The sequence below is a fragment of the Ktedonobacter sp. SOSP1-85 genome (genome assembly GCF_016587415.1).
Lineage (GTDB): Bacteria > Chloroflexota > Ktedonobacteria > Ktedonobacterales > Ktedonobacteraceae > Ktedonobacter.
This window is the reverse complement of record NZ_BNJI01000001.1, coordinates 2,144,683-2,158,898: the sequence shown is the minus strand read 5'-3', so window position 1 is coordinate 2,158,898 and position 14,216 is coordinate 2,144,683. Positions and strand designations below refer to the sequence as shown.

The 14,216-nt window shown below is 55.1% G+C and carries 10 protein-coding genes and 1 pseudogene; 7 read left to right on the top strand and 4 right to left on the bottom strand.

Annotated features, from left to right (window positions below):
• Positions 1–278: 278 nt before the first annotated feature.
• Together KTE_RS09060 and KTE_RS09055 are read left to right on the top strand one after the other, a co-directional pair.
• The gene (locus KTE_RS09060; RefSeq protein ID WP_201380371.1) at positions 279–2,489 is read left to right on the top strand and encodes a WD40 repeat domain-containing serine/threonine protein kinase; all 2,211 of its coding nucleotides are present in this window, start codon (positions 279–281) and stop codon (positions 2,487–2,489) included.
• A 279-nt stretch (positions 2,490–2,768) separates the two neighbouring features.
• The gene (locus tag KTE_RS09055; protein WP_201380370.1) at positions 2,769–4,187 is read left to right on the top strand and encodes an MFS transporter; all 1,419 of its coding nucleotides are present in this window, start codon (positions 2,769–2,771) and stop codon (positions 4,185–4,187) included.
• A gap of 123 nt (positions 4,188–4,310) precedes the next feature.
• Here the strand turns inward: KTE_RS09055 and KTE_RS09050 are convergent, their stop codons facing one another.
• Complete coding sequence (locus tag KTE_RS09050; protein ID WP_201380369.1) at positions 4,311–5,564, bottom strand: MFS transporter; 1,254 nt, start codon at positions 5,562–5,564, stop codon at positions 4,311–4,313.
• 479 nt (positions 5,565–6,043) lie between these two features.
• Between KTE_RS09050 and KTE_RS09045 the strand changes: the two genes are divergently transcribed.
• The 3 genes from KTE_RS09045 (at position 6,044) to KTE_RS09035 (ending at position 8,781) form a co-directional block, all read left to right on the top strand.
• Positions 6,044–6,445, top strand: a complete 402-nt coding sequence (locus KTE_RS09045) for a DUF2203 domain-containing protein (RefSeq protein ID WP_201380368.1) — start codon at positions 6,044–6,046, stop codon at positions 6,443–6,445.
• A gap of 26 nt (positions 6,446–6,471) precedes the next feature.
• Positions 6,472–7,371 (top strand): peptide chain release factor N(5)-glutamine methyltransferase, encoded by a 900-nt coding sequence (gene prmC / locus KTE_RS09040; RefSeq protein WP_201380367.1) that lies wholly within the window; start codon positions 6,472–6,474, stop codon positions 7,369–7,371.
• Positions 7,372–7,521: 150 nt separating this feature from the next.
• Positions 7,522–8,781 (top strand): undecaprenyl/decaprenyl-phosphate alpha-N-acetylglucosaminyl 1-phosphate transferase, encoded by a 1,260-nt coding sequence (locus KTE_RS09035; RefSeq protein ID WP_201380365.1) that lies wholly within the window; start codon positions 7,522–7,524, stop codon positions 8,779–8,781.
• Positions 8,782–8,853: 72 nt separating this feature from the next.
• On the opposite strand, the gene uvrA is transcribed toward KTE_RS09035, so the two are convergent.
• The 3 genes and pseudogenes from uvrA to KTE_RS49515 form a co-directional block, all read right to left on the bottom strand.
• A complete protein-coding gene (gene uvrA / locus KTE_RS09030) occupies positions 8,854–10,599 on the bottom strand; it encodes an excinuclease ABC subunit UvrA (RefSeq protein WP_236600336.1) in 1,746 nt (581 codons plus the stop codon).
• On the bottom strand, positions 10,596–11,366 hold the full coding sequence (locus KTE_RS49520) for a hypothetical protein (protein WP_374226805.1): 771 nt from the start codon (positions 11,364–11,366) through the stop codon (positions 10,596–10,598). Before KTE_RS49520 ends, uvrA begins: the two co-directional genes overlap by 4 nt.
• Positions 11,367–11,408: 42 nt before the next feature.
• Positions 11,409–12,044: pseudogene (locus tag KTE_RS49515) on the bottom strand (excinuclease ABC subunit UvrA); the annotation flags it as partial.
• A gap of 485 nt (positions 12,045–12,529) precedes the next feature.
• Here KTE_RS49515 and lepB (KTE_RS09020) point away from each other — a divergent pair.
• Together lepB (KTE_RS09020) and lepB (KTE_RS09015) are read left to right on the top strand one after the other, a co-directional pair.
• Positions 12,530–13,156: a signal peptidase I gene (gene lepB / locus KTE_RS09020; protein WP_201386542.1), complete on the top strand. Its 627-nt coding sequence runs from the start codon at positions 12,530–12,532 to the stop codon at positions 13,154–13,156.
• 236 nt (positions 13,157–13,392) lie between these two features.
• The gene (gene lepB / locus KTE_RS09015; protein ID WP_236600334.1) at positions 13,393–14,202 is read left to right on the top strand and encodes a signal peptidase I; all 810 of its coding nucleotides are present in this window, start codon (positions 13,393–13,395) and stop codon (positions 14,200–14,202) included.
• The last annotated feature ends 14 nt before the right edge of the window (positions 14,203–14,216 follow it).

Here is a 14,216-nt window from a genome sequence, read left to right as displayed (position 1 = left end):
TTTCCTCTTCGCGCTTGGGGCGCTTGAGGGAGGTGTGTGTAGTGACCGCTTGGCGGAGCCAAGCGGTCACTACACACACCTCCCTCGAAGATAAGCCTGTGAGTCGAGGCGGACACCTAAGGTGAATTGAACAGTCTAGATGTTGTTGTTCAGGTACTTGACGGTTGATTGCGAATTGGGTAGCATGAGGAAAATATTAGTGCCAGAAGTTGTTTTCTGTAGAAGAAGTGTAGTGCCTTAAGAAATACCTTGGCTCTTCAAGAGTAAGGGGCTGATGCATGGCCGAGCGTACAGGTCAGCAGTTTGGAAATTATCGCCTGGTAAGCCTGTTGGGACAGGGCGGATTTGCCGAGGTCTACCTGGGCGAGCATATTTATCTGGATACCCAGGCTGCGATCAAAGTCTTACATGCCCAGATTGCGAGCGATGAGATCGGGCTATTTCGTGCTGAAGCGCGAACTGTGGCCCGCCTGGTTCATCCGCATATTGTGCGTGTACTAGAGTTTGGCCTGGAGGGGACGACGCCATTCCTGGTGACCGATTATGCCCCCAATGGTTCGCTACGGGGGCGCCATTCCCGGGGAACACGTCTGCCCCTCTCCCTGGTCGTATCCTATACCCGCCAGATTGCCCAGGCGCTACAGTATGCGCATGAGCAGAAAGTCGTCCATCGCGATGTGAAGCCTGAGAATATGCTGCTAGGGCGCGAGGACCAGGTGCTTTTAAGCGATTTTGGCATCGCCCTGGTCTCGCAGAGCGCCCGCTATATGAGCACGCAGGGCTTTCAAGAACTGGCTGGCACTATCATGTATATGGCCCCAGAACAGATGCGCGCCCAGGCCCTTCCCGCCAGCGATCAGTATGCGCTGGCCGTGGTTGCCTATGAGTGGTTATCTGGGGAGCGCCCCTTTACGGGAACCTTCTCTGAGATCGCGGTTAAACATACTCTGGCGCCCCCACCTGGCCTACGCGCAAAGGTACCCGAGCTACCAGTAGAGGTCGAGAAGGTTGTTTTCAAGGCGCTGGCTAAAGAACCTGAGCAGCGTTACTCTTCGGTCCTGGCGTTCGCTCAAGCCCTCGCAGAGGCAACCGGGTCTAGCGCTGATTCAGCGATTCCACGAAAAAAAGCGTCAGGAAGGGTGAAGACACCTTCTGGGCAACCATTGATGCCTCCCTCAAAGCCCTCAAAGGCAGAGCACTCTACCCTTCCCCTATGGCGACAAAAGGGAAAGCCGACCCAGGTGCAGGCAGAGGCAAAGGAAACTACCAGGCGGGAGGATATAAGCGCCCAGACCTCGGCACCCTTACCCGCTTTGACCCCTGAATCATCGATCGACGCGGTGACACTGCCTGTGGCAGACGAGGTTCTCGCCAGTTTGAAGGCTGGCGACGCAGGCGAGGCTGAGGGCACAGGCGAAATTATATATCCACATCCACATCCACATCCAGTCGTGTCGGCGTCCAGAGCTGGCGTGACGCGGCGCAAGGTCTTGCTGGGTGCGGGCCTTGCTGGTGCCGCGCTTGTCGGTTCGGCTGGCCTGTTGACATGGTTTGTACGCTCGCACCCTATGCCTATGCCACTCGCAACAGATGTCGAGGACAAGCCAGCGCTCCTGACCTATACCGGCCATACCTCCTATGTGTGGAGCGTGGCCTGGTCGCCCGATGGTCAGGCGCTTGCCTCGGCCAGCGATGACCAGACTGTGCATGTCATAAGCGCGCTCCAGGGGACGCTACTGGCTACGCCTTATAGCCGGCATACCGATAGCGTCTATAGTGTGGCCTGGTCGCATGACAGCAAGCGTCTTGCCTCGGTCAGTGCAGATCAAAGACTTGAGACCTGGGACGCGCCGGATGGATATTATCCACGCGATTTTCGCGCGAGCTCCTGGATCTGGAGTGTGGCCTGGTCGCCCGATGGTCGCTACCTGGCGTCAGGCGGAGGAGATCGCCTGGTGACGGTCTGGGATGCCGCCACGGGTGGTAGTACCCTGACATACAAGGGACACAAAGGTAATATCAATGCGCTCTCCTGGTCGCCCGATGGCCGCTCTATTGCTTCGGCGAGCAGTGATCATACTACCCAGGTCTGGTCGGTTGCTGGGGGGGAATTGGTGCGTACACATATTGCCTATCCTATAGCGGTTACGATGCGTAGCGTGGCCTGGTCTCCTGATGGCAAGCGTCTAGCAGTAGCCTGTGATAACCAGACGGTACAGGTCTGGGATGCCTTCACAGGGGATCACCACTATATGTACCAGGGACATACTGACCTCGTCTATAGCGTGGCCTGGTCTCCTGATGGTCGTTACCTGGCCTCGGCGGGCGATGATCGAGCGGTGCAGGTCTGGGACGCGACAAGTGGAGAGATGTTGCACACATTTCGTGGACATAGCGAGGGTGTCCGCTCGCTCTCCTGGTCGCCCGATGGCAGATATCTCGCCTCTGGCTCCTGGGACAAGACGGTCAAGGTCTGGCCGCTGAGTTAGCATATCGCGTTACGATGAACTTAACAGCTACCTGGGGATGTCTAAGGCGTTAGTGGGATAGCTTCCTTCGCGTACAACTTTTTTTGCCTCTGACAAGTACATGTATTATGTGGATTGCAGCAAAGAAAATATGAACCTGCGCATATTATGAGAAGAGTGGAGGATGGGGTGAGGAGCGCTAACTGTACAAGTATAGCTACAAAGTGGCATCCCGGCTAAAAAGGCTGCATGCAAATGTTTACCCATTGTGGGTTCTGTGACAAAAGAGAGCGGTAGAAAATGATTTCAGATGTGAGCAAAGATAATAAAGAGCATGCCTCTGGTCCCCCTGGGAGGGCGGATCAGTCACGATTTTCGGTGCCACGTTTTTCGCTTATTGCGGCCATTCTCTCAACCCTGCTGATTCGTATTGCGGGCCGTACAAGCTTTGTCATCTTAGGATTTTACCTGGGCGAGCGCTTCGCTTCGGCGACGTTAGTGGCACTGGTGCTTGAAGCATTCTATATTACCGAACTCTTGCTATCGCCTGTTGTTGGAAGTCTCTCCGATCATGTGGGCAGGCGTCCATTTCTCTTATTCTCCCCTATAATGGCAACCATAGCCACGCTCTGCTTCTTGCTGGCCTCGCGCCTCTACCCGCATCCAAATGTTCATGTCTTGAATGTACACCTCGTGTTGCTGCTCGTGATCATCCTATTCGGACGCCTGCTGGAGGGTGCGACAACTGGTATGAATGTGCCAGCGACCCTGGGCTACCTGACGGATATCACGATTGGCTCAGAGCGCCTGCGTATGCGTGCGGTGACGGCCTTTGAAGTGGTGACAGTAGGCGCCATTGGCCTGGCCATCCCCTTTGCGGGAAAGGTCAGTAGCACGCTTGATACCTGGGGCTTCCTGGTTGTCGCGGCATTATATATGCTTGCGCTACTCATCATTTTCCTGGGTGTGCGCGAGAGCGTGGAAATTCAGGAACGTACCACGTCCCGGCGCTCATTCCTGGAGGGTTTTAAGGTTCTGCGCTATCGCCGAATTTCGACCTTCTTGCCTGCCTGGTTCTCTGTCAACGCCCTGGTGGGGGCGTGGGTGGTACTCATCACCATCATGCTGGCTTATCCTAAACACGCGGCGGCTCTGCGCCATCCTGGACAACTCCTCTATGGCGGCTTTAGCAAGATGGAGTCATCGCTCTGGGTGGGAGGTTTTGCCCTGCTCTTCCTCTGTGGGATGGGTATATGGATGCTGTTTGTCGCGCGTTTCCGCCGTTCAACCGTGATGCTGATTGGCCTGGTGGGCCTGGGGATAGCGATAAGCGCACTAACGGTGATAAACGGGTTGGGTGAGACAATGAGCGATGTCGTACCAGACCAGTCTACGGTAGTCCTGATCCTGCTAGGTATTGTCGCCCTGGGTGTGCTCTTGCTGAGTGGCTTTACTCCTGTGGCATTAATGCAGATGAGCGCCATTGCTGAGTCGATGCATGGCAAGCGAGGAGCGGTCATGGGCCTCTACTCAGTGGTACTGGCCATGGGACAGCTTATCGGGACCTCGCTAGGCGGACTTTTTGTCGACTGGCATGGCTTCTATGGCCTGATGCAATTCTCGCTTTTGATGGGTGTGTGCTCCTTCTTAAGTGTGCTCTATATGCGTTATCACCGCGATGATCTCTTGCAGCCACCCAAGAAAGGCTTACTTTCTTGATAGAAATTGCCTTTGTGTGACTTCTCGCGCCTGCGGCGCTCGCTCTATTAAGTTGATGTGATAGGAGATTGGCAGCCATAGGCTGCCAATCTCCTATCACATCAACTTAATAGAGATAATTTGTCAGGCCTGGCGCAGAGGTGTAAAGGCGGCAAGGAGTGTGATCAGGCCCAGGCCGAGCGCGATCCAGATTAACTCCTGACGGGCGCCCAGGGGGAGGAGCAGGAGGCCCCAGAGTGCTTTCCCCACGGGTTCAATACCAAAAGTGAGCAGGCGAAACGAACTATTTACCCTCCCCAGCAGTTCATCGGGGGCAAGCGAGAGTCTGTAGGAGACGACTACTACGGCATAGCAAGGCCAGAGCAGGCCGATTAGCCCCATCGCAAGGATGAGCATCCAGGAGCCAGAACTCAATGCCAGTAGTGTACTCGCCAGCGTCCAGCCAAGCAGGGAACCGAGCATGATTGGTCCCATGCTCAGGCGCCTTTGTAGCCAGGGCGCGATGGCGCTTCCCAGGAGACCCCCAATCCCGTTGGCGCTGATGACGATACCCAGGGTAAGTGTGTCCAGGTGAAGGGTGTCACGTGCCAGGAGAATCACCGCCAGGGTAATTCCGGCCTGCATAAAATTGATTAGCGTCGTGAGCAGAGCCATCAGGCGGAGCAGGGGCTGGCACCAGAGAAAGCGTAGTCCTTCAAGTACATCCTGCACGAGCGATTGTGGTTGTGCCACAACGCGTTGCTGCTGAAAAGGCACACGAATACCCCCTAGCGAGAGCACTGAGACAAGGTAAGAGAGGCTATCAGCCATATATGCCAGCATCGTACCTGGCAGTGTCGCGCCTGCGAACTGAATTAGCAGACCCCCAAGACTGGGGCCAACCAGTGTGGCGGTACTCTGAGTAATTTCGCTCAGCATATAGGCTGAGGGGACATCCTTGGGAGCGACTACACGTGGCAGGGCCGAGAGCTGAGCGATACCAAAGAGTACGTTGGCTGTCCCTTCGAGGAAGGCTACGACATAGAGCTGTGGTAGCGTCAGGTGACCGAGATAGAAGGCCACAGGCACGGAGGCCAGGAGGAGCCAGCGCAGCGTATCGCAGGCCAGCATGACCAGCTTGCGGTTCCAGCGATCCACCAGTGCGCCCGCGGGCAAGCTAAAGAGTAGGTAGGGTAGCAACTGGATGGCGCTGAGAAAGCCAGCCTGAGCAGGTGAGTTGGTAAAGGCGAGTACAAGCAATGGGAGCGCGAAAAGTGAGACCTGGCTCCCCGTCTCGGAAACAATCTGCCCGCTCCAGAGGAGCAAGAAGGCGCGATTGTGCCATAAGCTAGCCGTGGGTTGAGGTGGCCTGGCTGGCAAGGTATCGATCTGATCCATATAAAGCAAAATCCTTCATTGTGTGTCCAGGGAAAAGAGTAAAAAGCTTTGTGAAGATGACTGGTCATGGAGTACACAATAAAGGGAGGAGCACGGCTATGGCCAGGCGGAGCATGCTGGCAGCCCTGTGCTTCTCTTGTGAGATTGAGGTAATGAATGCTTGTTTGAGTTGGACGCCGGCCAGTACTCCAACCGGCTCAGAAGGCTCAATAATGGGGCTGCACCGTGCGGTATCCTCCAACTGACTGCTAGAAAGCGAGATGTTCTTCTTACATTTGTTTATAGGGATGAGTATAGCGAAATCCTTCTGGCTGGTCAATATGAAGGGTCCTGGCGCAATAGAGCAGTTGACTTTTGTGGGGCACTGACACTAGAAACAGGGAGAATGATAAAATACTAAGCAGGTCGGTTTTCGCTCTGTGATATGACAACAAGCGGGATGTTTGTTGAAGCCAGCAACAGAGAAGAGGAGGGAGCATATGCCGCACTACTTTACGCGTGCCGAAGCTGAGGCTTTGCTGCCTGCGATCAGTGTGGAGCTAGACAAAATCCAGGTTCACTATCGTCAGGCGCAAGGGCTAGAGAAGGATCTTGAGGAGATGCAGGTGAAGTCTATGGGTAATGGGCACCACCTGCAAGGCAAAATACTGCATGTTCAGGAGAGCTTGCTGGAGCATGTTCAGGCGTTGCAACAGGCGATGGAAGAGTTGCAGAGACTGGGTTGTGAGCTGAAGGACCCAGAAATTGGTCTAATTGATTTTTTGAGCTTGCGTAACGGCGAAGAGGTCTACCTCTGCTGGCACCTGGGCGAAGAGCATATCGACTACTGGCACACCCTGGAGGCAGGCTTCGCGGGCCGTCAACCATTTGAGGATGAGTAGTAAGAAGAAGTATGAGAGAGTTTGGTATGGCAAGCATTCAACAGGCGTTACAAGAGGGAATACAGCGTTTGCAAGTGCGTGATGGGCGCGGAGGGGAGCAGAATCCGCGCCTGGATGCCCAGGTTTTGTTGGGGCATATACTACAGGTGCCACGGGCGACGTTGTATGCCTATCCCGAGCGAGAGCTGAGCGCAGAGCAGGAGAAGCGCTTTCGCGAACTCATTGAGCGGCGCGCCCGCAACGAGCCTGTCGCGTATCTTGTTGGCGAGAAGGAATTTTATGGGCGCGACTTCCAGGTGGATGAGCGCGTGCTTATTCCCCGCCCCGAGACGGAACTACTGGTGGAAGCCGCGCTCAAGGAGGCGCGACGTCGCCTGGATGCGGGAGAGATGCCAGTTGTGGCCGATGTTGGCACCGGGAGCGGGGTTATCCCGATTACCCTGGCGTTAGAGGAGCCACGCCTGCCTGTAATCTATGCCTGCGATGTCTCGGCGGAGGCCTTAGAGGTTGCGCGTGCCAATTGCCAGCGCTATGGCGTTGAGGAGCGTGTGATCCTGTTGCAGAGCGATCTCTTGCAGGCCTTGCCCCAGCCCGTAGATATGCTGCTCGCCAACCTACCGTATGTCGGCACAGACGAATTACCACAGATGGCTCCCGACGTATGGAATTATGAGCCACACCTGGCCCTTTTTAGTGGTCCAGATGGGCTAGGCTTATTGACGCGCCTGTGTCGCGAAGCCCGTCAATATGGTATGCTGAGGCCTGGGGGATGGTGTGTGTTGGAAATGGGTTACCTGCATCAAGAGCCACTGACACGCCTGATAAAGAGTTTATGGCCCGAGGCCGATGTGGCGTGTATCAGTGACTACGCCGGATTGGACCGCCACCTGGTGGTGCGATTACCCGGCAGCAACCAGGTCCCATAACTGATCGCCGTTACTGAGGCATGATCCTGGGTTATACCCCGCTTCATATATGAGACCGTCAAAAGTGATGTATTTGCGTGTTTTTATAGAAAAAAGAGTGCGTAGTAGCAATGTATCTTTGCTGTGACGCGTTTAGCGGGGAGAGTCCACATGGCTCTGTTGAGAATCGTTGAGGCTCAAGTGTCATCGTTTAGTTTACCAGACCTGCTCTTAATTCTAGGAGGCGGCGCGGTCGCGTTTCTGCTTTCGTACCTCTTTACCTTTGGGGTCATCAAGTTTTGCACCCGGTTCGATTTGCTGGATCGGCCTACGAAAGAGCGCGATCGTATTCATAAGAAGCCAGTGCCACGCCTGGGCGGGGTAGCTATCTTCCTGGCCTTCGTGGTCGCCTCACTCATCTTTTACGCGTCCAACCACGAGGTGAAGCCGGATGAGATGATTCGTTTTATCTTATTGATGGCGGCCTCCCTCTTACTGGTAGCGGTCCATGCATATGACGATGTGCGTGGGATGCGTGCCCTCCATAAATTTATTGTCCAGTCGCTCGCGGTCGTGATTATTCTTGGTCCGTGGAACTGGCATTTTTATGGCATCATTCTCTTTGGCTTTAGCAATCCCTTTGGCGTCGCGGTCGAGCATCCCGGTCTCCCCTGGTATCAGCAGCCAATCATCTCTATATTGATCCATAAGCCGGAGATTACCTGGCTGGCGATCCCAGCTGTCATCGTTACCTGGTTCTGGTTTACGGGCATGACCAATACCATCAACTTTGTCGATGGCCTGGATGGGCTGGCCACGGGTGTGGTCGGAATTACTGGCTTCTTCATTACCATCATTAGTATTTACCTTGGTCAGTACACTATTGGCCTGCTGGCGGGAATCTTCACAGGTGCGGTGCTAGGCTTTCTGCCGCACAACTGGAGCCCGGCCAAGATCTTTATGGGTGATAGCGGGGCGCAATTTCTCGGGTTTATGCTGGCGGCGCTTTCAATCATGGGCGGGGCGAAGCTGGCTCTGGCCTTGATGGTCCTGGGTGTGCCTATCCTGGATGTTGCCGTGATCATCGCTAGCCGCCTGCGTCGTGGCCAGTCGTTCGCCCAGCCCGATACGACCTCTCACCTCCACTATCGCTTGATGGCTACAGGCTTGAACGCCAAACAGATCTGTTATATCTTTTATGGCCTGACAACGGCCTTTGGCCTCCTGGCTCTGAGCCTGCCAAAGGGGGTTAAGATTGTCGGCCTGCTGCTCGTTGGCGCGACGATGCTCTTCCTGACCTTCTGGCTGGACAATCTCCAGAAGCAGCGCGAGGCCTTGCTCAACTCGCCACGCCCGCCTCTCTCTGACGAGCAGGAGTCAAATCCAACTGGGGGCGAGCACCATCACGCCCGCTTGCAGACAGAGGGTTAATCTCGGAAGAAAGCAGAAAAAGAAGGCTGAGGAGCTTGTACAAGCTCCTCAGCCTTCTTTTTCTGCTTTCTTCTACGCCATGACTTCGTTGGAAGTCTCATTGAGCTGGCGAATCATCTCGATTTCTTCCTCCAGCATGCGCTTAAGGAAATGCCCGGTATAGGACTGTGGCGCCTGTGCCACGACCTCGGGTGTGCCCTCGGCAATGATGCGACCACCCCCGTCGCCCCCTTCGGGTCCCAGGTCAATGATCCAGTCGGCACACTTGATGACGTCCAGGTTATGTTCAATGACGACAATCGTGTTCCCGGTATCTACCAGGCGTTGTAGGACGCTGAGCAAGCGATCTACGTCGGCGAAGTGCAGGCCGGTGGTGGGCTCATCCAGGATGTAGAGTGTGCGTCCCGTGGCGCGGCGTGATAGCTCGGTCGCCAGCTTAATGCGCTGAGCCTCACCACCTGAAAGCGTTGTCGCGGGCTGCCCCAGGCGCATATAGCCCAGACCCACATCCTTGAGCGTCTGCATCTTGGTATGAATAGAGGGAACGTTCACGAAGAAGCTAGCGGCCTCCTCAATGGTCATATCCAGCACATCGGCGATAGTCTTGCCTTTGTAGTGGATCTCCAGGGCCTCACGGTTATAGCGCTTGCCGTTACAGACCTCGCAGGGAACATAGACATCGGGCAGGAAGTTCATCTCGATGCGTACAATGCCCTCACCCTTACAGGCTTCACAGCGCCCACCCTTAACGTTAAAGGAGAAGCGGCCAGGCATATAGCCACGCATGCGCGATTCGGGTACCTGGGCAAAGAGTTCGCGAATGCCGGTAAAGGCGTTCGTATAGGTGGCCGGGTTGGAGCGTGGTGTGCGCCCAATCGGCGACTGGTCAATATCAATGACCTTGTCCAGGTGCTCAAGCCCCTCAATGGTCTCGTGCTGTCCAGGGCGCTCATGGGCGCGGTGGAAGGTATGTGCTAATTTGCGATAGAGAATATCGGTGATGAGCGTACTCTTGCCAGAGCCTGAGACGCCAGTGATAACGACGAACTTCCCAAGGGGGATATCGACGTCGACATTCTTCAGATTGTTCTCGTTTGCGCCCCTGATGGTAAGCTTATTACCGTTGCCGGGACGGCGCTCGGCGGGAATCTCGACGCGACGGCGGCGTGAGAGGTAGTCGCCGGTGAGCGAGTTGGGATTGGCCACGATCTCGTCATAGGTTCCCTCGGCCACGACATAGCCACCGTGCTCACCTGCGCCCGGTCCAATGTCGATGATATGGTCGGAGGCGCGCATTGTGTCCTCGTCATGCTCAACCACCAGCAGCGTATTGCCCAGGTTGCGCAGGCGCGTCAGGGTCTTGATCAGGCGCTCGTTATCACGCTGGTGCAGGCCGATGCTGGGTTCGTCCAGGATGTAGAGTACCCCCATCAGGCCAGAACCAATCTGGGTTGCCAGGCGGATGCGCTGGGCCTCACCACCAGAGAGGCTGGCTGCGGCCCTGCTCAGCGTCAGGTAGTCCAGGCCGACATCGACCAGGAACTGTAGGCGGGCATGAATCTCCTTGAGCACCTGGCGCGCGATAAAGCGCTCGCGCTCAGTCAGGATCGTCGCAACGAGCTGTCCCCGCGTATCAATTTTCGCCAGGGGATCGCCAAGCAGGCTATTGCCCTGCTTGCCATTTTTCTTCGTCTTGCCATTCTTCACTGGTGCCAGGTGAATTGGCTCTCCAGGCTTGACGCCGCTCCGGCTGGCGAGCACGTCATCCTCCAACTCCTGGAAGAAGCGCTGAGTGTGCGTGATTGAGAGGCTCGTCACCTGGACGATATTATGTCCCCCACGGTAACGGCAAGGGCCTCTGGCTTGAGGCGTGCGCCCCGGCAATCCGGGCAGACGCGTGCCGTCATATAGCCTTCAATCTCTTCGCGAATACCCTCGCTATCGGTCTGCTTATAGCGCCGGTCGAGATTGGGGATGACACCTTCGAAATGGACATTATAGGTCTTGGTCTGCCCATGCTGAGGTGTATAGCGAATGGCAAGTTGCTCAGGAATACCGTGCAGGATTTTCTGCTGAATATCTTCATTCAGGTCCTGCCAGGGCGTATTCAGATCAAAGTCATAGGCCTTGGACAGGGATTCCAGAATGGCGCTATGCCACTGGCTGCCATTGACAATCTTGCTCCAGGGGGCGATGGCACCCTCAAGAATGCTGACCTCGGGATGGGTCACGATCAGTTCGGGATCGATCTCCATCTGCGTTCCCAGGCCGGTACAGGTGGGGCAGGCCCCGTGGGGGCTGTTGAAGCTGAAGGTGCGGGGAGCGATCTCCGGCAGGCTAATGCCGCAGTAGACGCAGGCTGCCTTCTCCGAGTAGAGCGTTTCCTCTCCACCAATTACAGAGACCAGCACGACCCCATTGCCGAGTTTGAGGGTCGTCTCCAGCGAATCGGTCAGGCGCTGGCGGAAGGCTGGATCGACCTCTTCATGCAGGATCGCGGGAATATCTGGTTCCGCGATATTGTCCTCGTCGTGATGGGCCTCTTTGCTGGCATTGACCTCGTAGAGCGCGGGCCGCTCGGCCACCTTCTTCAGCCCATTCTCCTCGTTCTCCTCGCGTTTCTGTTTGCGAATAACCAGGCGGTCAACCACGACCTCGATGGTGTGTTTCTTCTGTTTATCCAGGTCGATTTCGTCGCTCAGGTCGCGAATCTCGCCATCGACGCGCACGCGGACATAGCCTGAACGGCGCATCTCTTCAAAGACGTTCTTATATTCGCCTTTACGGCCCTGAACAAGAGGGGCCAGCAGCATGATGCGTGAGCCGTCAGCCAGGCTGAGGACGGCATCCACAATCTGCTGGAGGGTCTGTTGACTGACCTCGCGACCGCACTGGGGACAATGCTGGTGACCGATGCGTGCGTAGAGCAGGCGCAAGTAGTCATAAATTTCGGTAACGGTGCCAACTGTTGAGCGTGGGTTGTGGGTTGTGCCTTTCTGATCGATGGAGATAGCAGGCGAAAGGCCGTCGATGTGTTCAACATCGGGCTTCTCCATCTTATCCAGGAACTGGCGTGCATAGGCCGAGAGCGACTCTACATAGCGACGCTGCCCTTCCGCGAAGATGGTATCAAACGCCAAACTACTCTTCCCCGAACCCGAAAGACCTGTGATGACCACGAGCTTATCGCGCGGAATGGTCACGTTAATATTCTTTAAATTGTGCTCACGTGCACCACGAACTACTATTTTATCCTGGGGCATAACAATCCAACCGTCCGTCCCTGCAAAACGTAGAATAACTACAGTGCTTATTTTCTATGTGGGTGTGCCAACGTTTCAATCCTCAGCGACGCTCGCGTCGCTGCGCTAATGTACCGTAGAAAATACAAACAAACGTTCCATCTAACACTACTATACTGGCGGCTTTGCGTCAAGGGTTATGGGACCGGCTAGAGCGGATTCTTTTCATGCTCTCAAAGGGGAGCGTAAGAGCATTTGCGTTATTCCTCCCAATCCATCAACCCCATTCTGTACATGTGAGAATTGCTACAGGCCAAAAGGGTCACTACTAAGAGAAAACACTCTGGAGCGGGGAATTATTTCTTGGTTTATGACGTGTAGTCCGTAATTCTGTCTAAATATGGCTATGTTCCTTTGATGGAAATAGATTACAATAAAAACAGCTTGTAGCAGAGTTGTCTTGGTTGGCTGCAAAGATGTGGCCTGAGAAGAAGGAAGTGACTTTGGTGGAGGTACGTATGGGTGTAAAGCTGAATACTGGGAAGCGCTACCGTTTTGTGCGCGAGCTGGTAGAGACGTTGGCGCTGACAGTATTGCTCTTTCTCGCGATCAACTTCGCGGTGCAGAAATTTGATGTGGTGGGCAAGAGTATGGAATCGCGGCTCCATAATCAGGAGAGCCTGATTGTCGATAAGGCGAGCTATTATGTACGCCAGCCTGCGCGTGGGGATGTCATTGTTTTTGAGGCGCCCCCGCAACCGACTGCCGACTACATTAAGCGTATTATCGCTGTGCCAGGAGATGTGATCTCGGTCGAGAACGGGGTGCCAACCGTTGATGGTGTGCGGCTCAATGAGACATACGTTGATCCCGCCAAAGCAGGGGCCTCACCCACTGATAGACCCATACATAATCTCCTTGTCCCTCCTGGTTACTACTTTGTGATGGGGGATAATCGCGTTGACAGTTATGATTCGCGCTCGTGGGGGCTGGTCCCACGCGCCAACATCATTGGGCGTGCTGCGCTTATTTACTGGCCGTTTAAGGCGGATAATATTGGCCTTTTGCCTGATGTCTCATCTGTCTACGCGAAGGTACACCAACCATCGGATACAATCAATGCCAGGCGCTAAGATCTTATTCCGAAACCCAACCCCCATTCGGGGTGCAGCGCCATTTGCGTGTCTAGCGCTTCCCCCATTCGGGGACAAGCGCGCTCAGGGTTTTCGGATCAGAAGTAGCTGCGCAACCAGGAAATAGTACTGTCGGGGGGCCACGAACAGCACGACGCTACGTTTCGTGGTATCCTTCCTGTATACTATGGTGGAACTTATTGATATTATTTGAAACAGTTTAACGAGGAAAGCCCGTGGATGTAGAGCTGGATTTTGAAAAACGTTTCCGCTTGGTGCGTGAAATCATCGAAACCATTGTGTTGACCGTCTTGATGTTTCTGGTGATTCGCCTGGCAGTCCAGAACTTCAACATTGATGGCCAGAGCATGGAGCCGAACTTTCACAATCAACAATTTATTTTTGTCGACAAGTGGTCGTATCTCTTCCATCCACCCCGCCGCGGCGATGTGATTGTATTTGCCGCTCCCCCTGAACCCGACCAGGACTACATCAAGCGCGTTGTTGGCCTCCCAGGCGACGTCATCACCATTCAAGGCACGACTGTATTTGTAAATGGGAAGGCATTATCTGAGACATATATCGATCCGCACCGCCAGGGGAATCCCTATGCGCCCATTGTCAACATGGTCATTCCCCAGGGCGATTATTTTGTGCTGGGAGACAACCGTGCTGGTAGCTCAGACTCGCGGGCCTGGGGCTGTGTTCCCAAGCAGAATCTCGTAGGCCAGGCCGCGTTTGTCTTCTGGCCCTTAGGACAGGATAACTGGGGGCTGGTCAAGAACGAGAGCGGTATCTTTGACCAGGTGCCCCAGCCACCCCAGGCCAGTAATCCCACCATGTGTCCGGTGAAGCCTGCCCCTGTTCCTGCCACCCGAATCTCTCCCTCGCAGGGTGGGCATCCCTCACTCATCTCCCAGGCCGAACTGCCCACCACTTTCCTGCTGCCCACCCTCCTTGGCGGCTGGTGGTACTGGCGGCAACGCGCCCAACGCCGCTGCAACGCCAAAGAAGCCACTGAGCAGGACCAGGAAGAAGAGGTGTAATAAGTAGTCTGAAG